The organism is Enterovibrio baiacu (assembly GCF_004120195.1).
Lineage (GTDB): Bacteria > Pseudomonadota > Gammaproteobacteria > Enterobacterales > Vibrionaceae > Enterovibrio > Enterovibrio baiacui.
Genome location: NZ_SCHN01000005.1, coordinates 357,488 through 382,391 on the forward strand (window position 1 = coordinate 357,488; position 24,904 = coordinate 382,391).

The 24,904-nt window shown below is 48.8% G+C and carries 19 protein-coding genes; 5 read left to right on the forward strand and 14 right to left on the reverse strand.

Features of this window, described 5'->3' with window-relative positions:
• Window positions 1–9 precede the first annotated feature (9 nt).
• The 9 genes from icmH to tssB are packed head-to-tail and all read right to left on the reverse strand — an operon-like array spanning window position 10 to window position 9,340.
• Window positions 10–786, reverse strand: a complete 777-nt coding sequence (gene icmH, locus EQP46_RS01915) for a type IVB secretion system protein IcmH/DotU (protein WP_371734790.1) — start codon at window positions 784–786, stop codon at window positions 10–12.
• A 17-nt stretch (window positions 787–803) separates the two neighbouring features.
• Window positions 804–2,138 (reverse strand): type VI secretion system baseplate subunit TssK, encoded by a 1,335-nt coding sequence (tssK, locus tag EQP46_RS01920; protein WP_129492032.1) that lies wholly within the window; start codon window positions 2,136–2,138, stop codon window positions 804–806.
• Between the two features lie 3 nt (window positions 2,139–2,141).
• On the reverse strand, window positions 2,142–2,621 hold the full coding sequence (gene tssJ / locus EQP46_RS01925) for a type VI secretion system lipoprotein TssJ (protein WP_129492033.1): 480 nt from the start codon (window positions 2,619–2,621) through the stop codon (window positions 2,142–2,144).
• A gap of 1 nt (window position 2,622) precedes the next feature.
• Complete coding sequence (gene tagH, locus EQP46_RS01930) at window positions 2,623–4,086, reverse strand: type VI secretion system-associated FHA domain protein TagH (RefSeq protein ID WP_129492034.1); 1,464 nt, start codon at window positions 4,084–4,086, stop codon at window positions 2,623–2,625.
• An 8-nt stretch (window positions 4,087–4,094) separates the two neighbouring features.
• Window positions 4,095–5,150 (reverse strand): type VI secretion system baseplate subunit TssG, encoded by a 1,056-nt coding sequence (gene tssG / locus EQP46_RS01935; RefSeq protein WP_192545468.1) that lies wholly within the window; start codon window positions 5,148–5,150, stop codon window positions 4,095–4,097.
• Complete coding sequence (gene tssF / locus EQP46_RS01940) at window positions 5,114–6,880, reverse strand: type VI secretion system baseplate subunit TssF (protein ID WP_129492035.1); 1,767 nt, start codon at window positions 6,878–6,880, stop codon at window positions 5,114–5,116. The genes tssG and tssF overlap by 37 nt, the downstream gene beginning before the upstream one ends.
• Complete coding sequence (gene tssE / locus EQP46_RS01945) at window positions 6,881–7,318, reverse strand: type VI secretion system baseplate subunit TssE (protein ID WP_129492036.1); 438 nt, start codon at window positions 7,316–7,318, stop codon at window positions 6,881–6,883. It abuts the gene before it with no gap.
• Between the two features lie 3 nt (window positions 7,319–7,321).
• On the reverse strand, window positions 7,322–8,797 hold the full coding sequence (gene tssC / locus EQP46_RS01950; protein WP_129492037.1) for a type VI secretion system contractile sheath large subunit: 1,476 nt from the start codon (window positions 8,795–8,797) through the stop codon (window positions 7,322–7,324).
• A gap of 30 nt (window positions 8,798–8,827) precedes the next feature.
• Complete coding sequence (tssB, locus tag EQP46_RS01955) at window positions 8,828–9,340, reverse strand: type VI secretion system contractile sheath small subunit (protein WP_129492038.1); 513 nt, start codon at window positions 9,338–9,340, stop codon at window positions 8,828–8,830.
• Between the two features lie 1,311 nt (window positions 9,341–10,651).
• On the opposite strand from tssB, the gene EQP46_RS01960 reads away from it, so the two are divergent.
• Entirely contained in the window at window positions 10,652–15,400 is a 4,749-nt protein-coding gene (locus EQP46_RS01960; RefSeq protein ID WP_240671598.1) for an SslE/AcfD family lipoprotein zinc metalloprotease, read from the forward strand.
• A 77-nt stretch (window positions 15,401–15,477) separates the two neighbouring features.
• On the opposite strand, the gene EQP46_RS01965 is transcribed toward EQP46_RS01960, so the two are convergent.
• Window positions 15,478–16,272 carry a phospholipase A gene (locus EQP46_RS01965; protein ID WP_129492039.1) on the reverse strand — a complete coding sequence of 265 codons (795 nt, stop codon included), beginning with the start codon at window positions 16,270–16,272 and terminating at the stop codon, window positions 15,478–15,480.
• A 180-nt stretch (window positions 16,273–16,452) separates the two neighbouring features.
• On the opposite strand from EQP46_RS01965, the gene EQP46_RS01970 reads away from it, so the two are divergent.
• On the forward strand, window positions 16,453–16,839 hold the full coding sequence (locus EQP46_RS01970) for a SpoIIAA family protein (protein ID WP_129492040.1): 387 nt from the start codon (window positions 16,453–16,455) through the stop codon (window positions 16,837–16,839).
• Between the two features lie 107 nt (window positions 16,840–16,946).
• Here EQP46_RS01970 and EQP46_RS01975 read toward each other — a convergent pair whose 3' ends face one another.
• Window positions 16,947–17,762 carry an alpha/beta fold hydrolase gene (locus tag EQP46_RS01975; RefSeq protein WP_129492041.1) on the reverse strand — a complete coding sequence of 272 codons (816 nt, stop codon included), beginning with the start codon at window positions 17,760–17,762 and terminating at the stop codon, window positions 16,947–16,949.
• A 376-nt stretch (window positions 17,763–18,138) separates the two neighbouring features.
• Between EQP46_RS01975 and EQP46_RS01980 the strand changes: the two genes are divergently transcribed.
• Entirely contained in the window at window positions 18,139–19,263 is a 1,125-nt protein-coding gene (locus EQP46_RS01980; RefSeq protein ID WP_129492042.1) for a M14 family metallopeptidase, read from the forward strand.
• A gap of 187 nt (window positions 19,264–19,450) precedes the next feature.
• Here the strand turns inward: EQP46_RS01980 and EQP46_RS01985 are convergent, their stop codons facing one another.
• The 3 genes from EQP46_RS01985 to EQP46_RS01995 form a co-directional block, all read right to left on the reverse strand.
• The gene (locus tag EQP46_RS01985) at window positions 19,451–20,473 is read right to left on the reverse strand and encodes a CNNM domain-containing protein (RefSeq protein WP_129492043.1); all 1,023 of its coding nucleotides are present in this window, start codon (window positions 20,471–20,473) and stop codon (window positions 19,451–19,453) included.
• Complete coding sequence (locus EQP46_RS01990) at window positions 20,470–21,846, reverse strand: hemolysin family protein (protein ID WP_129492044.1); 1,377 nt, start codon at window positions 21,844–21,846, stop codon at window positions 20,470–20,472. Before EQP46_RS01990 ends, EQP46_RS01985 begins: the two co-directional genes overlap by 4 nt.
• Window positions 21,847–22,247: 401 nt before the next feature.
• Window positions 22,248–22,490, reverse strand: a complete 243-nt coding sequence (locus EQP46_RS01995) for a hypothetical protein (protein ID WP_240671600.1) — start codon at window positions 22,488–22,490, stop codon at window positions 22,248–22,250.
• A gap of 292 nt (window positions 22,491–22,782) precedes the next feature.
• Between EQP46_RS01995 and EQP46_RS02000 the strand changes: the two genes are divergently transcribed.
• Window positions 22,783–23,523 (forward strand): response regulator, encoded by a 741-nt coding sequence (locus tag EQP46_RS02000; RefSeq protein WP_129492045.1) that lies wholly within the window; start codon window positions 22,783–22,785, stop codon window positions 23,521–23,523.
• A gap of 2 nt (window positions 23,524–23,525) precedes the next feature.
• Entirely contained in the window at window positions 23,526–24,830 is a 1,305-nt protein-coding gene (locus tag EQP46_RS02005) for an ATP-binding protein (RefSeq protein ID WP_129492046.1), read from the forward strand.
• Window positions 24,831–24,904 lie beyond the last annotated feature (74 nt).

The following is a 24,904-nucleotide window of genomic DNA, read 5'->3' on the forward strand; positions in this document are numbered from 1 at the left end:
GTTCACCTGTTATTGAAGAATTTGATTAAGTTGCTCTAGCACGCTCGAAGACTTGTTGTTGAGCGCAATGGAATAAGCAATGAAGATGACGACAAGGCCGGTTACGAAACCCGCAAAAATCGTCCAGACAGGCATTTGCTTCGACAGTCGATATTTCGTCGACACCACATTGTCGGCAGCACTGGTTAGCGCGAGCGGCTCTTGGTCATCAAGCTGGCGCAAAATTTGGTGCAGCTTGATGATCACTTTCTCGTATTCTTCGCGCCCTTTTTCCATCACCTTGTAGCGGCCTTCAAAGCCCAGCGTAAGGCAAAGGAAAATGAACTCGAGAAGAGACTTGTAGCGCTCTGGCTCGTTTTCTAATCGAGACAAAATGGTGAAGACTTTTTCGCCGCCCCACGTCTCGTTGTGAAAGCGGGTCAACAGTGAGTGTTCGGCCCACACACTGTCTGCGCCCCACGGGGTGCTCATGATGGCTTCATCAACAAATGAGCAAAGCACATAGCGATACGCCAAAATCACAGCATGGTCGTAACCTTGTTCGCTCAATTCCACTTCGATGGCTTTCACTTCTTCCACCGCTTGCTTGTAGATCACATCCACGTTGTGGCATTCGGTGAGCTTACGCACGCGCAACGCCATGCCTAGCAAGGGCGTGGCAGCATCAATCAGTGGATTGATATTGTCCCCACGAAGTTTGAACCAGTAGTCCTGATCCGCATCGATGTTGGCCGCTTCATCAAACAACAAATCATCATAGTGACGTTCGCGATTCGGTGTATCTATGTACATTTCCGCCATGACTAACTCCTTATTGCCCAGAACTGCAGGTCAATATCTGGGAAGTGCCCTGCCACATGGAACGCAAATCCGCTTGCGTTGGCGAGCATTGACCACGCTTGGCTGGTTTTATCCAGTTGGTAATAGGTGTAACCCGCGTGGTATGGCAATTGACGTGGTGCTACTGGCAGTGGCGAAATAGGAATGCCCGGCAATTGCAGTGAAATGAGTTCGCGGATTTTCTCCACAGACGCCACTTTGGTTTGCTGCACGAAGAGCTTGCGCAATTCGTCCATCGGCATACGTGCGCGAACGGCGATGATGAAGTCTGCATCGCGCACCAACGAAGGATCTTGAAGCGGTGCAACCATGAGGCCGTATTTACGTTGATGCAGCTGAATGGACACAGCGCGTGGTTCAAGCACGATGCTCAACGACTGGCGCAGGCGTGTCATCACAGGGCGGAACGATTCCACCGGTGCATCGTGTTGGTAACTGCCAAACTCCGGCGCCATACGGCTTTCGTCCGTAAAGGTTGCCAGTTCGCCACACATGGATGACAACGCTTCGTACAAACGCTCTGGGTGTAAGCTGCGCAGTCGAGAGAGGTGTTGAAGTTGTGGCTGCATGCGGTTAAGCGATTGCAACAGCATGAAATCAGACACATCTGCCACGCCACCTTGGCTCGGCGCGCCAATACGTTGAGAAATGTTTTTGGCTCGTTCACGCATCAAACCCGCCATTTCGCCAATAAAGCGGTGCAACACAGACACGGCACTCACATTGAGGTGGCAAGGCAGGAAGGTGTCATCCAGCAACACGCTGCCATCAGGGCGTTTTTCTAAAATACGCGCAATGGCAATCGAGGCATACGCACTGCGATCTTCTTTCTCAAGCATCAAGCGCAAGCAAACTGGGCTGACGTCTATCGGCGCCATGTCACCTTGGTAGGTGTGAATGTCTCGAATTTCCTGACTGTACGATTGGTAGCGCCCAGATCCAGCGGCTTCTGGCCACGTCACTTCGGTGATCGAATCACTGCGAAGCGGAATGGCGAGGAACACGATCTGGTTCGCCAGCGAACTGTCAGCAACTTCCAATGCTTCTGGCTGCATGTCTTCTTGAGGAATGCGGAAAACGGTGCCGTCAGGCATCACGCCTGATGCACTATCAAGTGCTATGCGTCCGAAGCTTAGGTATTCCGCGTTAAGCGTCATTTCAGTGATGCCGTACAAATAGCGGCTAACCGCTGACATGCGTTCATCTAACTGATATTCCATGTTGCGTTGTTGCTGCTGAAAATGCTGTGGCTTAACGAACAGCCCTTCGTTCCAAACAACCCGGTTTCTCGATGACATCCTTTATTCCACTTTGTCGAGTAGTACTTCGTTCTTGTCGAGGTGCATCAGCAAGTGATACTGCCTGCCCACAGGAATGATCTTGATGACCTTTTTCCAATCACTGTTATCAGGGTCAGAAAAGCGCGCCATGATGGCGATGTAGCGGGTGTCATCTTCAATTTCAAACGGATCAATGAACTTGAATTGCCCCGGCACCAACACGTAATCGCGGTGGTCAATGTAATTACTTTTCAGTGCTTCTTCGGCATCTTCCGAAAGCTGTTCAAAATCACCAGACAAGAACATCGAATCGTCTTCTAACTCGAACACCTGAACTTCTACAGGCGTGGCATCGCCACTGATATTCGGGTTAACACGTTCGGTTGCTACCAAGCTAAAGGTGACGGTTGTTGGCTGATCTTTAGGTTCATCAGAACCCCCAAACACCCCACAACCAGCCAGTTGCAGCACTAAAAAGCACGAGAGCAGGCGGACTATCACGTTAGACCTCCAATTGCTTCTCGCGCAGCTTTCTGTCGTAGGCTTGATCGAAGATTTCCCAGAACAGTTTTTCAAAGCCTTTTTGACGATCAGACGTCAATTCGCCGTAGTAGCTTTTATACATGTTCCATGCCCATGCATCGGCTGACTCTGGCGTTGTTTCGCCAGGGCGGCGGTATGCACTAAAGCGGCGCATCAATACATCTGGCGAGAGTGCGCGAAGGATTTGCGTCAGCGCTTCTGTCGTCGCAATTTGAACCGCTTCATTGTGGTGACGAACATTGGTCAGGCTTTCACTGATGGCAGACGGTGCTGAAAGGTGAACGGCACTGCGTTGACGGTCATACATGGTTTCAACCGTGTCTTTGTAATCAAGACCAAGGCGCAGTGGGTTGTCTTCAATCGGTTGAAGGTTTTTGTTCATCATGCCGTAACGGCTTTCTTCAACTTGTGTGTGCAGTTCCAACAAACCACGAATAGCCGCTTGCAGCGACGCACCCATTTCTTCAGAGAGCGCCTGCATTTCCGCCATGTTGCCAGCATTGCCTGCTTGCGCGCCGAGGCCGCGCAGAATAGGGCCAACAACGAGGTGGTTTGCATCTTCAGGTAACACAGCACTGCTCGTGCCGTAATCGGCACCTGCACCGGCTGCATAGTCGCTGTTTGAGTACGCTGATTTTTCTTCGCCTTTCGTGTTGTCCGAGAAATTTCTCCCGACTTCTTCTTCCAGGCGTTCTAGGGTTTTGTCATCCATCGGGTATTCCTCATTTATTGATGTTTTTTTCAGCGTGATGGCGGAGCTCATTTCATACTCGCTGTCCGCATGCACTGTTTTTTCGCTTCCATGCCATTCCGTGTCACGGGCCAGCAAGTAATCTTCTTTCTCTTGCGCGGGGGATGAAGGCGCAATTTCCTCATCAAGCGGTGAGGTTTCAATCGTTGCCGCTGTTAAGGCATCCAACGCAGCCAGAGGATCGTCAATCACGTCGTCTTCTGGCGGCTCTTTGTCTGAGGTCTTCTTCTCTGAACCAATGTCCAACGCATTCGGTTCGTTAAAGAAAACGTGCTCTAAACCATGTTGCCCGCTCACCACTTCTTGACCCGCTTCCACAAGGTGTATGCGTATTTTGTAAGGGCCAATCAAGACAACGTCATTTTCGTTTAGCTTGACGGGCTTACCGCCACCAACAGGAATAGTTGCGCCATTCATGTAGCAAGCGCCGCGTACGTCGAGCAAACACTGCTCACCATCGATGGACAAAATTTCGGCATGATGGCTAAACACGCGCCCTTCACGGTCTCGCAGATACCAATCATCGGCTTCACTGGCACCAATCGAGCCGCCTTCTTGGGTGAAGGTGTGTTTTGCGGAAAGGCCTGCTTCAAGGAATTGGGTGTTCGTCACCACCAGCAAGACTTGCTGTTTTGACGATACTTCCGAAGCATCCGTAAGTTGTTGTGACATACTTCCCTCTACTGCCTTAGCTGAATCCGCACGAAACGGGACTTTTTCACCTCTCCGGTGAACGATGACCAGCCTAGAGAGGCTGGCTTGGTGGCGCTCAACTGCATCGGTGGCGCTTCGTCTTGTTTAAGACCTAACTCCAAATCAAACGCCATTTGTTCGCGCAGTACGAACTCCACGAGGGTCAACAACGGCAAATATTCTTTGCCTGATGGCAAGAAATCTTTGAATCTCTCTTGCGTTAACCCATTAATACAAATCACAAATTTCCCGCTGCGATCGCCCACTTTGTCGCCAATCACTGAGTCCATGCCAATCGACGCATTAGCACGCCCCAAGCACATTTTCTGCTCTTCGGGAATATCGACATGTCGCAATTCCCACTGGCGAATCGTCACGTCTTCTAAATCAAAACAGTGCGCAACAATGCCTGACACTACCTGTGGTGAACGGCTTCTTCCTGCCAACATGCCGGCGTACGACAGCATCTTGCACCAGTTGATTGGCGTGTCGCCGCGCAGGTTTTCATCGGCCAATCCCACCAGCGCAAACAATTGTGCTGAAAACGCATCGGACGCATCTTCACGAAAACGAATGTAATAACGATACTTTCGCCAAATCTGGTAAATCAGCGAAATCAGTCGGTGGTTGAAGAAATCGAGAAACGGCTTACGCAGCCCGGTTTCCGCATCCTCAGTCAAAATGTCTTCTAAGAAGAAGCCCGGTAACGGCGATTGCGCGCCGCTCATGCCAAAAAAGGTGGTCTCTAATCGGAGCTTATCGCGCCCCACATCATCCAACGCAGTGACATCGCTTGACGCAAAGCCAAGGCTTGGGTTCGATGCGAACAACAATTTGCTCGACGCATCTGACGACGCCCCTTCTGGGTCTTCGTCTTTGATTTGATGGAGCAACTCCACCAACTGATAAAAGTTGTAAGCCCGCACATCTTGAGGCAACGCGGGTGTTACGCTGTCGCCTCCATTGTCGTCCGGTTTCATCGGCACATTGGGAGGCGCAGTTCCCTCTAGATCAGAGGTTGCTGACCGTTCTGAATACCCCATGTGTACCTTTCCTGGTTATCTGCGTTGATCACGACAAGCTCGTGAAACGAATTGATGCTGGCGTACAGCGAGAAAAATCGGCTTAATACTGTGCCGAATAGGTAGAGTTCGCCTTCGGAGCCAAACGCGGATTGCGCCAACGTGATTTCAGAACGCAAACCGCGAACCGGTAAGCCTCGGATCAGCTTTTCAATCGGTGCAGATTGAATGTCGACAATGCCGTCTAGTCGATGACGAGAAACACGCTCAGCTTGGCGATCAACCAAGGCGCGGAAATCGTATGCGCGAAGCACTGACGACAACGCATCTTTGGATAACAACGACAGGTAGTTAAGCGACAGGTTGGAAATCAACGTCCAAAGCAAGGTGCCATCAAGCATGGGGCGCATAGGTGCTGTTGGCTCGGTCAAATTGCCAAACTTGGCATACGCAGGCGAGGTGTCGGTCGGCACACAGATGTCGCCTTTTCCAAGCTCCAATGGAAGTTGGCGGTTCGTGCAGGTCAACGTCAGCGATATCGCTTCGCTAAACCCTGTGCACTCCGTTTCATCGCTGCGCACAAATGAAATGTGGTGATCAAAGCCATCACTGTGAATGCTGTCTCGAACACGCACGCGGTAATACAAGGCTTTGCGATCTCTCGCGCGTTCGATTTCATGTTGGAAGCTCTCGAATGGCGTGTAATTTCTTATTTGCCCACGAATACGCCCGACATTGTTTTCTTGCCACCCTTGCACTTGATCGACACTGAACACCTCATAATGCGAGGCATAACGACTGGATGGAGTCACTTTGTATTCGGTGCTTTTCCCGGTGAGATCAATCGGATCTGCATCATGGGTAAAGAGGTTGATAACCGGTACACAATACAGCTCAAAGCTGTCTTCTTTTACACGTACATCCGGCGGCAATGTTTTCGAAAAGCTAAAACGCAATGTGAAATCACCCGTGGCTTTAGGCGGAATGTACTTACCTAAATCTTTCACCTCGAAGAACAAGAAGGCTTCAGGAAATGACAGATACTCCTGAAGAATACGATAGCCTTCGTAGACGTTTTTCGGGTAAGGAAGAATGGCGTCTTCAGATTCGAAGCCCACCGCGCGAAAACTGTTTTTTGGCAAGGTAACGACTTGGTCACCGACCAGTATTTCGACTTTATCGAGGTAGTGACTCAACCAGAGATACAACATCTCTGCGCTGTAAGTTTCACCACCCAAGAAAAAGCGTAACGATTTTAATCCGATTTGACCGGCACTTTGGTCGCCCAAAATCGTCATGTCGACGTCGACCAAGGACGCTTCACGGGTGTGCACGGTACTCACGCTGTTGCGACGCAGTGGGTATACCTCTGTGTCTCGACAGGTACTGAAATGACAAACCGTACCAAAGACAGGATTCGCATCGAGCTGCGTGCCTTTTTCGACCGTTTGCCCGTAGGTGATCGCCTTTTCATCAGGCGAGAACTGAACAATGCTGATGCTCGGCACGGGACGGAGATAGTTCGGCCACAGCATATTGATGATGGAATGCGTTAGCTCAGGAAACTCGTCTTCCACTTTTTCGCGAAGCCGTCCCGTCAGAAACGCAAAACCCTCAAGCAAACGCTCGACATCCGGGTCTGTGTTTCGACTGTTTAAAAAACGGGCAAGCTGCGGATAGACTTCCGTAAACTCGAGTCCTTGCTCTCTTAGGAAAGCAAGCTCATCCCTGAAATATCGATTCCTTGACACTTATACGACTCTGTATTTTCGATTGCTATCTAAAAGCAGATCAATCTGGAATTTGCGGTGAAGCGCACCCACATTGACCGACGCGACGATCTGGAACCGCAAGTTAAGCGGTGACCCGTTATCAGGCTGAACAATGATGTCCATGTTCTTGAGACGGGGTTCATAGGTTTGCAAGCAATGCCGGATTGCACGACGGATTTGCACAGCAAGATCGTGAGAACTTAGCGATGCATCGTTGAAGTCGATAAGGCCTAATTCGGGCGCACTGAGGGATTCCCCAATGCGCGCGTTAAGCAGGTTCGACACATTGTGTTTCAACGACTCAAACACGTCGGCCGGATCGGGCCCTTGTGTCACAGAGCGTTTTGGAGCGTCAGTTTCTAACCGTTGAAAGAAACTGACGCCATACGCACTGTCTTCTGCGTCAGGAAGTGCCATCTATTAGGCCTGATCCAGACGCCCTACGAGTGACAACTCAAAGTTGGCACCCATGTACTTGAAGTGTGGACGGACTGCCAGTGACACCTGGTACCAACCTGGATCACCCTCAACATCACTCACTTCAACCTTCGCTGCGCGAAGTGGACGACGGCTACGAACATCTGCCGGCGGGTTCTCCTGATCTGCAACATACTGACGGATCCACGTGTTCAGCTCGCGCTCAAGATCTTGACGCTCTTTCCAAGAACCGATCTGCTCACGCTGTAGCACTTTGATGTAGTGCGCCAAACGGTTGATGATCATCATGTAAGGCAGTTGCGTACCCAACTTGTAGTTGGTTTCCGCTTCTTTACCTTCTTTGGTGTTCGGGAACACTTTTGGTTTTTGAATCGAGTTCGCAGAGAAGAATGCCGCGTTGTCACTGCCTTTACGCATGGTCAACGAGATGAAACCTTCTTCCGCCAATTCGAATTCTTTACGGTCAGTGATCAACACTTCTGTCGGGATCTTCGCTTGCAGCGCACCCAAAGATTCGAACAAGTGAACAGGCAGATCTTCAATCGCACCACCGCTTTGAGGACCGATAATGTTCGGGCACCAACGGTACTTCGCGAAGCTCTCCGTCAAACGTGATGCCAATGCAAACGCAGTGTTACCCCATAGGTAGCTTTCGTGTGAATCGCTAACGTTTTCACGGTAGTTGAATGATGTGATTGGGTTTTCAACTGGGTCGTAAGGAACACGCAGTAGGAAACGTGGCGCAGTCAAACCTAGGTAGCGAGCATCTTCAGATTCACGCAGCGCACGCCACTTGGTGTAACGCGGGCTCTCGAACGTAGCAGCAACGTCTTTTAGGTTTGGCAACTCTTCGAATGAATCGATACCGAAGAACTCTGGCGCAACCGATGAAAGGAACGGTGCGTGAGCCATTGCACCTACCGCACCAACATACTGAAGAAGCTTCATGTCAGGGGTAGACGGCGTGAATGCGTAGTTACCAACCAGCGCTCCAACAGGCTCGCCACCAAACTGACCATAGCCAGCAGAGTAGACGTGCTTGTAAAGACCAGCTTGTGTGGTTTCCGGCGCGAATTCGAAGTCGTCAAGTAGCTCTTGCTTCGTTGCATGAAGTACTTCGACTTTGATGTTTTCACGGAAATCAGTGCGGTCAACAAGCAGTTTCAAACCACGCCAAGAAGATTCCATTTCTTGCACAGGCGCGCTGTGAAGAATTTCATCCATCTGTGAACTGATCTTTTTGTCCAGCTCAACCAGCATTTGGTCAACCAATGCTTTGTTGACGGGCTCTTGATCTTGGTCAGAGCCGATAAGGTTTTCAATGAAAGCTGCCACGCCTTTCTTGGCAATGTCATAGCCTTCTTCGCTCGGAGCCATGCGGGTTTGCGCCATGATGTCGTCGAGCAGACTACCTGTGGCGTAATCCGCGCTTTCGGGCGCTTTCTCTGTTACGGACATTAACAAAATCCTTTTCTCTTTCTTCGTGGGTTATGCGTCGTCTGCGGGTTGCTCTTCAGCACCCACGAGATCGAGTTCAGCAAGAAGTTTCTCGCGTGACTCTTCAGAAGCCAGAAGCTCCTGTAGACGAGCACGGAAGGCAGGGATATTGCCAAGTGGGCCTTTTAGCGCCACGAGTGCTTCACGAAGTTCAACAAGTTTGTTGAGCTCAGGCACTTGGCTGGCAATGGAATCTGGTGAGAAATCAGCCAGAGATTTGAATGAAAGCTCAACAGGAAGCTCTTGACCTTCCTCTTCAGTCATTACATTCGGCACAGACGTGGATACGGAAAGGTTGCTTTCGCGCATTACCGACGTGAAGTTGTTTTTGTCTACCGAGACCGCTTCGCGCTCTTCGATAGAGGTGTCTTCTGGGTGACCTTTAAAGTCGCCTAGAACCACAAGTTTCAACGGAAGTTCAATTTCCGCTTGGGCGTCGCCTGTGGCAGGAACGTATTTAATATTGATACGTTCTTTAGGCGCTACACTTCCCTCTTTCGCCATTTTTTCGCTCTCCTTTCGTTCATTCGCTAGAATTTTCACCGGGTGGTGAGACAGACCGAACTAAAAATTACAAAATGCTGTTCCAAACCCACCACGGGTTTTAAAAGCAGCGAGATCAACAACACGCAAAGCATTCGCAATTACATTGGCAAAAAATGCAGACACGTGCTCGATGAAAATAAATTCACTTAAATTGAATCAAAATAAATATCAAGTCGCCCATTAAGAAATGAGCAGAATGTATACAGCAGAGGGACTACTTGGAGGGAAAAATGCCTAAATTAAAAAGCTGTTGTCATAAAATAATTGATGAATTCAAAAAACCAAATTAGGTAAACATCCTACTTCAATTTCAAAACTCGCAACAATGAGACACTAACCTGTTCAATTTATGGAATTTTGCTTGATACCACCTTAGAACCTTGCCAACCTTAAACTTACTAAATGAAGCAAAAACAAAAAATTATAATTATTTTAAACGTATCTTTGCACGTCATATCTATTAGAGAAACCTTATAGAGACTTGAAAGTGTCTCGCAGCTATCGCTGTCAACATAGGCATTCATTATATGGTTGTATAATGTGACAAACCCATCGCATACCACAAGTATTAATGAACTATTTTCTGTGCACGAAATTCAATTTTAAAATGTTAGTCACGCTTTATTACGTAGCGTCCATTCTTCTCAAATAAGAGACCAGTCACACCGAGTCTCAATAAAGATAAGAATAAGACACGCGGAATTTAAGGGCTTAAAACATTCCATTGGAACAGTACTTTTAAACAGCTTATTAAATTTAATGCATAATAAATTCAGACATCTATGAGAATTTAGTAAACACTGCAAGATTTCAGATACATTGTATGGTTTTTTTACAAGCAGCCAATTTAATATGCCGGATGTGAATATTAATATCCGGTACCAATGAAAATTACACGATGGACTCCCAAACTCCACATCTCACTTTTAGAGCACTTTTTTGGAGGTGCGCATGGCGATAAAACAAGCCAAGCGCTCTCAGCCTGCCATTATTGCCATTTGAAATCGTAGATCACATACGAGGCACATCCACACAACAAGCAGTCAAAGCCGTAACCCACTCTTTTGTAACAAGTAAAATCTAATTCTGACAAAAAATCACATATTCATTCATTGACATGTTTATTGCTTCAGCTTCTGGAGGTATTCACTGGTCAACCTCCTAATTTTGCAGTAAAACAGCGCGCATTTTCTTTTCATATGCACTTAGTTTTCTCTATTAATGATGTTCCTTCGCTGTTGTTGCGAATGGAAAGGACATAGACCGAATATGAACAATAAAAAACTCCTCTATGTGTTGATAGCGGCCGCGCTCTCCGGCTGCAACAATGATGACTTCGTAGTACTTCCCGAACCAGAAATCCACGAGCCAGCGGAGCCGGGGGTTGGCCCTAACGGATTACCCGATATTGGCGTTCATGATCCCGCTGCACCCGATGAGGGCCCTGATGGGCTGCCTGATATTGGCGTTGACAACCCTGACTTTCCCGCGGAGCCCGGTGAAGGCCCAGACGGTTTGCCTGATATTAGCGTTCATGATCCCGCTGCACCCGATGAGGGCCCCGATGGGCTGCCTGATATCAGTGTTGAGGACTCCCCTATCCCTGCTACATTTTCGCTCGATAACAACCTCATTTTCGGCGACTCAGTAACTTGTAATGAGCAACCGGCCAACGCTTTCGAATTTGAACAAAGAGAATCTGTTTCGTGTCATGTTGAAGGTCTCACGCTCGCAACCTTTAGCAGAGTGTTTGACACGCCTGAAAGACAGCAGAATGCTGAAGTAACCCGTCACAAGCTGACTTTGTCTGATGCTGACGAATTCACCGACAACCCTGACATGGCAACCAATGCGCTTGCACTTGTTCGCTCAGTCGCGGTATCACACGAAAAACACATCGATTTTGATTTCACCACATCACAAGCAAAACTGGATTTCATTGCCACATACAGCAATGACCTCGACATGGATCCAGAGGCATTTAAGAAGCTGATTGAAGAAGCACCTGCAGAAGAAAACCTCGCAGATAAACTGCCAAGCACCCACGTTCCAGATATCAAACCAGAAGTCACCCCTGGCACTTCTGTTGACCTTAACGCGGGATTTGTTTCTGCCGATGCCGAATCGGCTTACCAATACACGCCGAAAGAAGCCATTCTGTCGAAAGCGATAATCACCGATTCATTGGGTACACCTGTTAAGGGATTGGCGTACTTCAGTAAATCTTCGCGCGGAAAAACGGACGAAAACGGCGAGTTTGAATTTGTGTGGGGCGAATCGATCTCCTTTGGTATCGACACCTTTGAACTGGGTAGCGTCCGCGGTAACCAAACCGCATTCAAATTGTTCGATCTCGGAGCAGAACAACGCGGGCGCAATGCTGAAGCGCTTGTTCATCGTTATGGCAAGGCTGAACAAAACCGTCTTGAAATAACAGATACCGTTGAACGCGTTTTTGCTCAGTACCCGAACGTGATTAATGAAGTCATCTCGCTGTCATTGAGTGATAAAGATACAAAATTAGAAATTGGCGGCGGTGAAACCAAGATTGTACCCGCTGAGTTTGCAAAGCAATTCTCTGAAGGGCTTGCAGCCGATGTTGATGCCGCCATATGTAATGGTAGCTGCGGCAATGCATCAACCTTCGCATCTAGCAACGATACACGCGTCGCCTCTAACGATTTGGCAAACATCCAAGCTGACATCAACAAGCTTTGGGGTATCAATGGTGAGGAAAAGAACGGCTGGAAGCCCGTTGATGCGTTTCACGTGTTTGCAGATGCAACCAACTTCTATGGCAGTGTTGGCGCTGCACGCGGCCAAGCTGCGGTGAACGTATCTAACCGTGCCATCCCTGTCATGATGGCACGAAACGACAATAACTATTGGATCTCCTTCGGCGAATACAAGGCCTATGACGAAGGCGACTTGGCGTATATTACTGAGAAACCTTCTGCACAAATCGTCGATAAAGTCGGTGGTTCAACCGCTACCTATGGCCTGCCGTTTGCGAGCCTTGGCCAGATTGGGGCGGGGAAAATCATGGTAGTGGGTAACGCCCGTTACAACTCTATTTTGGTGTGTCCAACCAATTACTCATGGAACAACGCTGTTAACAACAGCGAAGGATGTATTGGTCGCGAAGACAGCAACGACATGAAGCATTTCTTCAGCAATGTCATTCGCTTCCTCACAAACCGGATTGATGGCGAAACCATCAATGTCGCGACAAACATTCCCTATGTGTATTTTGCAAAAGCGGGTCAATGGGCCGGCAACCAAGCAGACTACATCATCTCTGACGAATTCATGGTAAATACCCGCCAGGAAAGTCATTTTGACAACATCGATCCCGTTGATACCCCATTGCTCATCATCAACGGATTTGAATACAAATTTGGTGACGGAAGCCACTACACCCTTCCACACAGCGCCAATTTGGACAAACCAAAACTCACTCAAAACAACGTCAATGCCCTGATCGAATACACGCGTAAAGGCGGCAGTATTCTGGTCATGGAAACCGTGACCGACACCAACAACGCAGGTGAGCTAGGTCGTTTGCTGGATGCCGCTGGCATTGCATTTGGTATGGGCGGCTCTGTAGTACCAACCGGAAACGGTCCGAACGACGGCTATGCCGATCGCGTGCGCTCAAATCGTGAGCATGGGCTGTGGATCATTGAACGTTACCCGACCGTTGCTGAAGGCGAAGGCACATCCCCAAAACTGCCTTACAACATCGATGAAAACACCGGCGAAGTCACGTGGGATCACATCCTTGAAGGCAAACCGGATAAAGCCCCTAAGCTAGAAACCGCGAGTTACGCAGGCTTTGACCATGAAGGCAAACCCGCGACACTGAAAGCCTTTATCCGAGAGGAAGATCATTTCAAAAAGAACGATAAAGGCGAATGGATTCTCGATAGCAACGGTAAACCAAGCATCGACACTGAATCGTTAGAAGCGGCAAAACAAGCACTTCTCAATGAGTTTGCCGTTGATGTGGACGGCGAACTGACACAGACATATCAAGAATGTTTGCGCGCTGATTACCATTATGAAATCAACTGCCTTGAGTATCGCCCAGGCAACGGTATTCCACTAACAGGCGGTATGTCTCGCCCTATCTATACCAAGCTGAAGCTCGGTAGCGAAGAAGCCAAAGCGATGATCAAAGCGGCAGATCTTGGCACCAATATCGAGCGCTTGTATCAACACGAAACCTACTTCCGCACTGGCGGCAAAGAGGGCGAACGCTTAAGCAGCGTCGACCTCAATCGCATTTACAACAACATGTCCGTCTGGCTGTGGAATGACCTTGATTATCGCTATGAATCGTCCATCCCGAATGATGAGCTAGGGTTTGAGCGTTTCACTGAATTCTTAAATTGCTATACCAGCAACGCTGCAGGTGGCAACACCTTCTGCCCTGCTGAATTGTGGAAATCTCTAACCCGACTCAACATGGTTTATGACTTGGAAGCTGGAGAATATGCGGGCCAAATGAACCCAAGCTACCCACTGAACTACATGGAGAAACCGTTAACCCGTTTGATGTTGGGCCGTTCTTACTGGGATTTAGATGTCAAAGTGGATATCCGCCAGTTCCCGGGAGAACCAACAGGCTACTCTGGTGGCGCTAATCAAACCTATGACATGCGCAACCAAACGGCTGCATACTTCGCTGGAAACCGTCAGGCGACGGGGCAATGGGCAGTGGCTCACCAACCTTTCACCGTGACCGTGACAGGAAATACCGCGCCAGTAACGGTGACCATTGGTTTGCACGATGATCTAACGGGTCGCGACAAGCATGAGTTGGCATTGAAACGCCCGCCACGCATGCAGAAAAACGTGAAAGTCATGAACACAGAAACGATCACCGTACCTTACGGCGGCCTTATCTACGTGCAAGGCGGCAATGCAGATAAAGTCGCCATCAATTTGTCTGGCACCGTGGATGCGCCTTTGTATAACAGTGCGCAGAAATCGTGGGTAAACGGCATCGATTCACCAGCGCCGATCGGCGATGTCGTATCGAATACCTTTGTGTATACCGCACCAAAAGCGAACATGTATGCGGAAAACTTTGACGGCGATATCGGTAAGTTTGCCGATGATCTCGACCAGTTCTCTGCAGATTTGAATGATTTTTACGGCCGTGACGAGGGCTTAGTTCAAGGTTCGGTAAACCGGGCAGCGACGCATGCGGACATTCCGAACAACCGTCATGCCTTTGTGAACGACGTTGCCATCAGCATTGGTGCGGCTCACTCAGGTTATCCTGTGATGAACAGCAGCTTTAATGCCACCAGCAATGCGATGCCAACGGTGCCGCTCAATGATTGGCTGATCTGGCATGAAGTGGGTCACAATGCAGCAGAAGCGCCATTCACCGTGGAGGGTGCGACCGAAGTGGCGAACAACATTGTCGGGCTTTACATGCAGCAAAAACACCTTGGCACCATGTCACGTGTTGAGCGTGATATTCGTATCGCACCTGATTTCGTTACAGCGGAAAATGGTCATGCGTGGGGTGCTGGCGGCGCAGGTGAGCGTTTGTTGATGTTCGCGCAACTCAAAGAATGGGCGCAGACCGAGTTTGCAATCGATAAATGGTATGAAGAAGGAAAAGTCCCTGCGTATTACAGCCAAGTTGAAGGGATGGAAGGTTTCCATTTATTCACGCTTATGCACCGCCTAACGCGAAATGCCTCAGACCCTGCGATGTCGCTTCACGGTGACAACCAATGCCGCGCTCAACACCTCGGTAAGAGCGATACCTTGATGTTGTGTGCATCGTATGTCGCACAGACGGATCTGACCGACTTCTTTGCTGCGTGGAACCCAGGCGTGGTTGCCAACATGCTTCCAGGGCAATCAACACCAAATTACACAGGCGGTATAACGTCAGAAGGTAAAAAGGCCGTTGCAGCACTCAACTTGCCAAAACCAACACGTAACCCACTCGCTATCAATAGCGTGACGGTGTTTACTGCGCCATCGTATTTCTAAGCGTTAGTTCAGTGTCGGTTTAGAAAAAACAATGCCCTCTTCGGAGGGCATTTTTCTTGGCTTAACAGCAGATAAAACTAGAGATCAAACGCAACCCCCAGGCCATACGCAGAATCTCTAAAATTGTAATTCGAAATCGTCAAACCGTATCCTGTCTCCGCTTTTACATACCCTCTGAGTCCCTGATAAATCGGGAAATTCCAGCTTAGGTTGTAATAGCCACGTTCAAAATTTTGGGTAAAAACGTTCCTTGCGAGCAATTTAATTTCATTATTTTGTGTCGGCAACCAGCCAAGTTCGACTTCGCCATAGCCAAGAAAATCATCAATGTCGGGGTTGTAGTTCACACTGCCAACCCGCGCCCACGGTTTGAAGCGAACAAAACCATGCTCAAAATCATACTGAACGTCAATGTATGCGCGGTTCCAACTCACTTCGACATCACCGCCCGCGCCATTCGATTGATGCTCAAAACCGATGGATGTCTGCCAGTTTTCAAAGGTCAGTCGGTAGAACAATTCAGGGTTATAGTCGGAATCCCGAAAGTAGGCTGAAGAGTCATAAGCTTCCCAGTTGGAACGTTGGGTGTACGCGACATACAGTCCGTCGCCTCCTCTTCCGCTGTCCCCCTCGTTATCAAGGTTAAGCAGACGGTATTTCAAACTGATTTGGAATTGAATAAAGGTGTCCTTGGCGGGCGTATCGTTCGGATTTAGCGCCTCAAAACGCGCTTGGTTCACCTTCTGTTCTTTATAGAAAGGGAGAAAATAGTTATCTCGGTGCGCCGTCAGATCTTCAATGCTTGCGACGGCATGAAGAGAAACAAAGCTGACACTGAGTGCCATCACAAAAGAGCAGCGCAATACAGACATCCCTATCTCCTACATGGTGTTTTCTAAAAGGGCTTATTCGCCCTCTGCGACACCATAACAAATGCGCAGAGAATCAAATTTTTAGGGAGTATAGATAGCAATATGCCACCTCTCTGTTTAACTAATCAGACGAAAACGTTTTTTCCTTTCTCTTTTCGACCAGCACACACAGAGGTTTATATGGCTACGAGCAATCATGGTTTATCTGTCGGCATTGAACGTGTAAATGGTGAGTTGTTTGTCAAACTTTCAGTCGTGGGGAAACTTACCCACGAAGATTATGAAGTCTTCACCCCAATGCTCGATTCCGCCATCAAAGAAGTGCCTAATACCGAGGTCAACGTGGTGGTTGATCTGACACATTTTGAAGGTTGGGAGTTACGAGCAGCGTGGGACGATTTCAAGCTCGGGCTCAAACATGGCAGAAACTTCAGCAAAATCGCCATGATTGGTAGTAAGACTTGGCAGGAAGCCGCAGCCAAAGTGGGCAGTTGGTTTATCTCAGGGGAAATGAAAACCTTTGCCACAGAAGCGGACGCCATGGCATGGATTTCGAATGATAGCTAAGTGACGCAACATTCTCTTAGCGCATTGACGATCATCAAGACACAAAAAGGCCGAGCGATGTGCTCGGCCTTTCTTATTCTCAAAAAACCAATGTTACAACACGTTATCTACGCATGCTGGCGCGCCAAGAAATCAGAAAGATAAGCGGTCACTGTGTCCACTTGTTCAAGGTTGCTGATGTGCCCTGCCCCTTGAATAACGTGATATTCGCTGCCTTTAATTTCATCGTGCATCAATTGGGATTCCAGTGGTGGGCGCGGCATGTCTTGATCGCCCACCAAGATGAGGGTTGGCGCTGTCAACTTGGCGATATCATCAAAAGTATCACGTCGACCAAACACCATGCGTCCAATTCTGACCACTTGTTTTGCCTGCTCACCTTTCAGGTTTGATAATTTCTCACGAAACCCTGCAACGAGCTCTGGCGCAGTTTCAGCGGCATTACGTGAGAAAAACATCGGCGCAACCGTATCCACCAGCGGTGGAGCAACCATCTCTGCACTTTCGATCATGTCCATGATGGCAAAGTATTTCGCATGGGTAACTTCAGGTTCAAAACCAATGAAGGTGTCCATCAACACCAATGCGTTCACGCGTGAAGACGCTTTAATCGCAAGCTCTGCCCCCCACATACCACCCACAGAAAGGCCCACAATCGAAAATGTGTCAATCTCCAGCGCATCAAGCAATGCCAATACATCGTCGGCATAATCAATCAGGTTCTTCGTGCTGTCTGGGGCAGAGTCAGACGCACCGTGCGCCCAGAGATCAGGCACGATGCAGCGATAATGCTGACTAAGCGCTTCAACTTGTGGTGTCCACATGGCACTGTCCCAAAGAAAACTATGGCCAAAAACCAAAACAGGGCCACTACCCACGTCCTGATATGCCATCTTCTTGCCACGAATGTCCAATGAATGCATGTCTACTTCCCTAAATATTTTTCTCTATGAATAAGCCCACACCCAAGCAGCCTGACGTCACAAACATTCATACGTCATAGAGCAAATCTGCTCAGTTCGGCACCTTCTGGTTATTTGAATAGCATTAAACCAGATATCCAGTAGACACAAAAACTTAAAAGAGGAATGCCCTTTCTTTGAGACAGAAACGACGTAATATTAGACACTTAATTATAATGTGCTAATAAAAACCGACATTAATTGCCCCATCAGAACACGTTTTGAGCACGTAAATACGGCTTTATTGATGCATCTACAATGAATGAAGGCATCCCCTTTTCGCCATCAAAAACTGTGCTAATCTCTGTGACTATCCTCAGTTGATCAGTGCATTCACATGAAAATATTCAGCAATTTCGAAAGCGGTAACATTCAGGTTGTTAGCGCCGATACACCTAACGATATTCAGCTCACCATTCCAGCGGATAATCAGACGGATATCGCACAATGGTTTCACTTTCGTTTGGAAACCACACCGCAAACACCGCATTCCTTTAAGATCCTAAATCTTGCAAAGTCAGCCTACCCAGAAGGTTGGAAAGACTACGATGTTGTTGCTTCTTACGACCGCGATGAGTGGTTCCGCATTCCTGCCGAGTTTGACGGTGACACACTTAGCTTCACCGCCATTCCAGAGTGCGGCTCCATGTACTTTGCCTACTTTGCACCGTACTCGTACGATCGCCACCAAGACTTGATCCACAGCGCGCAAATGCACTATGCCTGCCAGCTGGAAACACTGGGGCAAACCCTTGATGGTAATGACATCAGCATGCTGACGGTTGGCGAACCTGCCGAAGGCAAAAAGAACATCTGGGTCATCGGTCGCCAGCACCCTGGCGAGACCATGGCAGAGTGGTTCATTGAAGGTTTGTTGCTGCGTCTTCTTGATGAAACAGACACGGTTGGACGCGCGTTGATCGACAACGCAGTAATCCGCGTGGTGCCAAACATGAACCCTGACGGTGCGATTCGTGGCCACCTGCGCACCAATGCCATTGGCGTGAACTTGAACCGTGAATGGGCGACTCCGACAGTCGAAAAAAGCCCTGAGGTGTATTACGTTCGTGAGCGCATGCTAGAAACTGGCGTAGATATGATGCTGGACATCCACGGCGATGAAGCCATCCCATACAACTTTGTGGCGGGTAGCGAAGGCATTCCTTCCTACAGCAAAGCGTTGGAAGCGCTGGAAAATCACTTCAAACACGCCTTGCTCACCATCACCCCAGAGTTCCAAGATGAATTTGGGTATGACAAAGATGAACCGGGCAAAGCCAACCTTACCCTGTGTTCAAATTGGGTAGGCGAAACCTTCAAATGCCTGTCGTACACCGTAGAGATGCCTTTTAAAGATCATATCAGCCAAGCCGATGCGCTTTACGGTTGGTCGCCCGAGCGCAGTGCCATGTTCGGTCATGACATGCTCGCCGCTATTTGGGCAACGCACGACAAACTGTAACGTCACGTATTTTCCAAATCATGCGCGCTAGCCTCGTGTCATGAACCAAAAAGAAAGCCCCACTCCGAGGAATGGGGCTTTTCGTTTTAACTGGCTCTTACTTAAAACCGTCAACTTATTTTAGGACGGGACAGCATTTTCGTTATCATCACTCGCCGTAAAGCGGGTGTGATAATGACAAAGAAGCTTACTGCTGCGTCGATGTCGTTGGTAGAACGCATTTCAAGATATCGGCCAAGGTCACGACACCGATCATCTTGTCGCCTTTGCTCACGACAGCTAACTGAACACTCGCTTCTCGCATGCGTGCCAGCGCCTCATAAACAGGCGTGTTTGCATCCAGCACATAGGCTTTACGCGCAACCTCTCGAGCCGGCCTGTCAGCAGGCTCTAGCAAGGTATCTCGCACGTGAACAACAAGCGGCTTCAAGCCACGTTTTCCAAACACCAGAATACGCAAATGACCCGATTCCATCGCCGCAACACGCACATCGGCAACCGTTGCATGCTTGTCAACGTGGGCCATGACCTGACCTTCTGTTACCAAGGTTTCAACCGGAATGGTACTCAAGTCGATAAGGCCAGAGAGCTGCTTTTGAATGTTCGGTTTCAGCGTGCCCACTTTGCCCGAATGCTCAACGAGCTGGCGAATGGTATCAACGTCTTGCCCGCCAACGGCCGCACTCTCAACAGGCTCAATGCCAGAGGCTTTCACCAAACCATTCGCGATGCGGTTGATCCAGTTAAGCAATGGACGTAGTGGCCAAACATAGGCTCGCGCAACGATACCAATGGCAAGTGCTGATTTTTCAGGGTGCGCAATAGACCAAGATTTCGGCGCCATCTCTCCCACCACAAGGTGAAGGAAGGTAACAACAAACAGTGCAAAACCAAACGATGCACCACCAGCCGCCCAGTCCGGTAGGCCCATCGCGAGAAAGACAGGACTGACCCAAAGGTCAACCGCAGGCTTGGTCACCGCACCCAATGCAAAGGTACAGAAGGTAATACCGAGCTGCGCACCCGCGAGCATCAAAGTAAGATCATTCATACCACGCAATGCTGCGCGCGCCGAGGCACTTTCAACCGCGATTTCTTCTAGACGGTGACGACGCGCGCCCATCAAAGCGAACTCGATAATCACGAAGAAGCCACTCAAGATGATAAGGGCTGTTGTCACGAGAGTGACAATCAATGGATCAGTGATCATTCTTCACCCTCCTCAACGGGATTCTCTACCAGTTTTACACGTACCTCTGTCGGCACGTGTCGCTCAATACGCAATACTTCTACTTCAAGATGGCGCTTGAACAATTCACCAGACGCGAATTCAGACGGATCTACAGGTAGCTCAATGTTAACCGTCTCGCCCTCAGCAGGCAGCGCGCCGCGCTCGGCAATCAACATACCCGCGATGGTTTCCACATCACCTCTTGGTAAGTCATAACCAATTGCACGTTCCACTTCGTCGATATGTACATCACCTTCCATCAACCAGATGTTGTCACTTTCAGAGACAACGGCTTCGCCGCTGTCAGCATCGTGCTCATCGGTGATTTCACCAACGATTTCCATCGCCAAATCTTCAATGGTTAGTACACCCGCAAAGCCGCCGTATTCATCAATAACACAAGCCAACTGATTGGTAGACGTAACAAGCTGATCAAGCGCATCAGGCAGGCGCATCAAGGTCGGCAGAACGATAGCAGGACGCATTACCGCTTCAACCGTGTCTTCCGTATTGCCCGCATCAATGTGCGCCAATACATCCGACAGATGCACAACACCAACAGGCGCATCGTCATCGTTAATCACGGGGTAACGCGTGTGTGCTTGTGCCATCAACGACAAAAGCTCAGTCAGTGTGGTTTCCGGCTCAACCCAATCCACTTGCGAGCGCGGCACCATGGCGTGCTCAACATCGCGCTCAGGGAAATCAAGAATACGATCCATCATCAGCGACAACTCAACAGCCAAATCGCCGCTTTCGCGCGAGTTCGCGATGATGTGGTGCAAATCTTCCTCTGATGCACTCACGTCAAGATCGTGCACAGGCTCAATACGAACAGCACGAAGAAGCAGGTTGGCTGACTTGTCAAAGAAGCTGATTATCCAGCCGAATGCTGACATGTAGATCAACGTCGAGCGAGACATCATGCGCGACATCGGCTCTGCGTTCGCAATCGCAAGGTTCTTCGGGTACAGCTCACCAAAAATCATTTGAACAACCATCGCCACGCCCAAGGTGACGATCGTACCGATCGCAATACCCGCTTCTAACGAAAACCCGAAGCTTTGCAATATCACGCCCATGGATTGACCCACGAGCGGCTCAGCAACAAAGCCAAGGACAAGGCCAGTCACTGTGATGCCAAGTTGGGCACCAGAAAGCATGAAGCTGGTTCGTTTGGTGACGGCTAACGCGCGTTTTGCTGCTTCATCGCCGGTGGCAGCTAACGTTGCGAGTCTTGCTCGGTCCACCGCCATGTACGCGAACTCTTGCGCAACGAAGTAACCGTTTGCTGCAATAATCGCCAAGATAAGAAGAATGCCAAATAGCAGGGTAAGAAGGGGCTCAATCATTGTCGTGCTCTCCCTTGATAACAAACGACCAAGAACGGTTTACACAATTGATTCGAGGAGGGGTCCACACAGTATTCCTAATGTAATAACAGGATGCGCAGTATATTTCCGTCGAATTGAAAGAGTCTAGAGAATAATCGCAGGGCAACGTGTGTGTAGTTAGAGACGCAAAGGCTAACAAAGTGCGAGCCAAGGCAGGAAACACAATACATTCAACGCATTCATCGCGTTTCTGGGTGCCGTTTCGAGCATCAAATTTCGTTACCGCCCGTTACAAAATATCTGCACGCAGCGTATGGTTTTTATGCAAAAGGCATGTTTGCCCGCATAAGCGACTGTCTATAGCCGATAAGTTCGTCCGCTAAACTCATCGGCGACGGCAAACAACTGCGTTGCAAAAATCAGTGTTCGTTGGTTGGCGCTTGCTGTGTATTGATGGTGCTTGTCGCTTTGACGTTTAGCTCCACATAAAGGGGAACCGAAACGCCAGCAATCGCCACAGCGACGATGATCGACATTAACCATTGTGGGGTTTTTGGCATATAGCTAACACGCGCACAGCTTAACGCTAAATACGTGATCGCAATAAAGCCAGCAAGCATACTGCAGGCTAAAACGTAGTCATTTGTGATTACGGCTAACATACATTCTGAAATGTTCATTTGATTTGGGGTCTGCATTTAAAAGGGGGCGAGATGGTAATTTTTTGTGACAAAAATCACAAGAGTATCTTGATGCAAAAATCCAAATGCAATGTTTGGCCCCCATCAGCGATTGGTTGGACGTCTCTTTTGGTCAAAAGCTCCGACACTGTCAACGCGCGAACTTTCTTTGCTTTTTTATCCATAATTTAACAATTAGTGACCACTCAACCCCAAAGGCTGTGCTAAAACAGTTTGTGGATCATATTGTTTACATGAATATTAAGGACGTCAGATGGCACCTACTCCCCGTCTTTTCATCGTTGAAGATGACGCTAAGCTCCGTCAGCTTCTGTCTTCTTATTTCAAAGAACAAGACTTTGACGTTAAGGCATTCGAGCAAGGGGAAGATGCGATTGAAGCGATTTTGTTGGAGCAACCCGAGATTGTCATGCTTGATCTGATGCTACCTGATATCGATGGTCTGACAATTTGCCGACAGATCCGCCCTCAGTTTTCTGGCAAGGTACTCATGCTGACAGCCAGTGATGATGATTTTGACCACGTGGCTGCACTCGAAATCGGGGCTGATGACTTTGTTACTAAGCCGATTAAACCGAGAGTGTTACTGGCGCGATTACGGGCATTAACCCGACGAGGTGATAATCCGTCAGTAACAGTAGAGCACTTGCCACAAAAAGCGAATAACACGCTGACTTATGGCAGCTTATCGCTAAATAAAACACGGAAATGGTGTGCATTAGCCGATAAGCATGTCCCGTTATCAGACAGTGAGTTTGATCTCTTGTGGTTGCTCGCGGAATCGGCGGATGAAGTGTTATCCAGAGATACACTTACCCTTGCAGTAAGAGGCATTGAATACGATGGATTGGATCGTACCATTGACAACAAAGTGGTCAGTTTGCGTAAAAAACTTGGAGACAACCCCTCCTCGCCCTCTCGGATCATTACCGTGAGGGGGAAGGGTTACCTTTTTGTGCCAGATGCTTGGCACGACCTTCAACATAACGTGTGACTATGTGGCGAATTTATATCGAATCATTTATCGGACTGTTTTTTCTGTTTATTGTCAGTCTGTTTGCCTTTGATTTCTTTGTCTACCAACTCAATCCAGACTACGACTATGTCCTGGAGGACATGCAAGCTGCCGCCCTTCATCACACCTTAAATACTCTGTCCGAGCCCCAGGGCAGTGCGTTTACAGCGCAGCTACTTGCCAACTATGCCGACACCACAGCCAGTATCTTGAACATTGTGCCCCTAGATAATGCACCCAACGAGGTGAAACACTACTTTGCGATGACCCCCCCGCCCCATCCTTATTCTTTTTATGACGAAGAACGGGCACTTTGGCTAACTTTTCCCAACTCAGAGAGTTTCTATCACATCGCCCCCGATGAGGGCGCGCTGGTTCGGCAGAAAATAGCATTTAGCGATTCTTTGTTTTTCGTGTTTACCGCGATCGGCTTCATGATCTATTCAAGTTGGCTTATCTGGTTTATCAGCCGCAGAACGCGCGCGTTGCAGCGAGCAACGGCAGAGTTTGCCAAAGGAAACTTAAACGTGCGTGCTCCCACCAACAGTGGAAACAAAGTGGGAAAAATGAACGAAAGCTTCAATGAAATGGCTGACAAAATATCCCAGCTCATCACCAGCAATCGCACGCTCACCCAAGCAGTCGCCCATGATCTACGAACACCTATTTTTCGCATTCAGTGGCAAGCGGAAATTCTTCATGAAGAAGCCGATACCCCAGCGCTCAAGGAAAAAATCGCGAGTATTATCGAAGATACAGAGGAAATGGAGCAATTGGTTGATGCACTGCTTTACTTCGCAAAAGTGGGTCGTCAGGACGCGCCGCTTAATCGAGAGAACATATGTGCACAGCCATTTGTTACACAGTTAGTTGAGCGCCTGCCTAACCCGCAGCACCGTCAAATAGACGTAGCTGTAGACCCTAATATTTCATTTCGAGCTGACAAAATCTTGTTAAAGCGGGCGATTGAAAACGTATTAGCCAATGCCATGAGGTACTCTCAATCCAAGGTGGCAGTGCATTGTTTTCAACATAAACAAACCATTCAGATCGTCATCGAAGACGATGGCCCAGGGGTTCCTGAGCAATACCGAGAGCGCCTCTTCGAGCCCTTTTTTAGTATCGATCCCTCAAGAAACAAGGCGAACATGGGCCACGGATTGGGATTGGCGATCGTCAAACTGATCATTGAGAAACATGACGGTCATGCCGCCTTTGAAGAACCTTCATCAGGCGGCGCCAGAGTCGTTCTTACGTTTCCATACCTTGGCGCTGACAATCAGTGACAAAACGCCAACAAACCCTGACACACTGACCCTTTCGTCAAGCAGGCTGATTTCGTACGGTGTTCACAGGACGC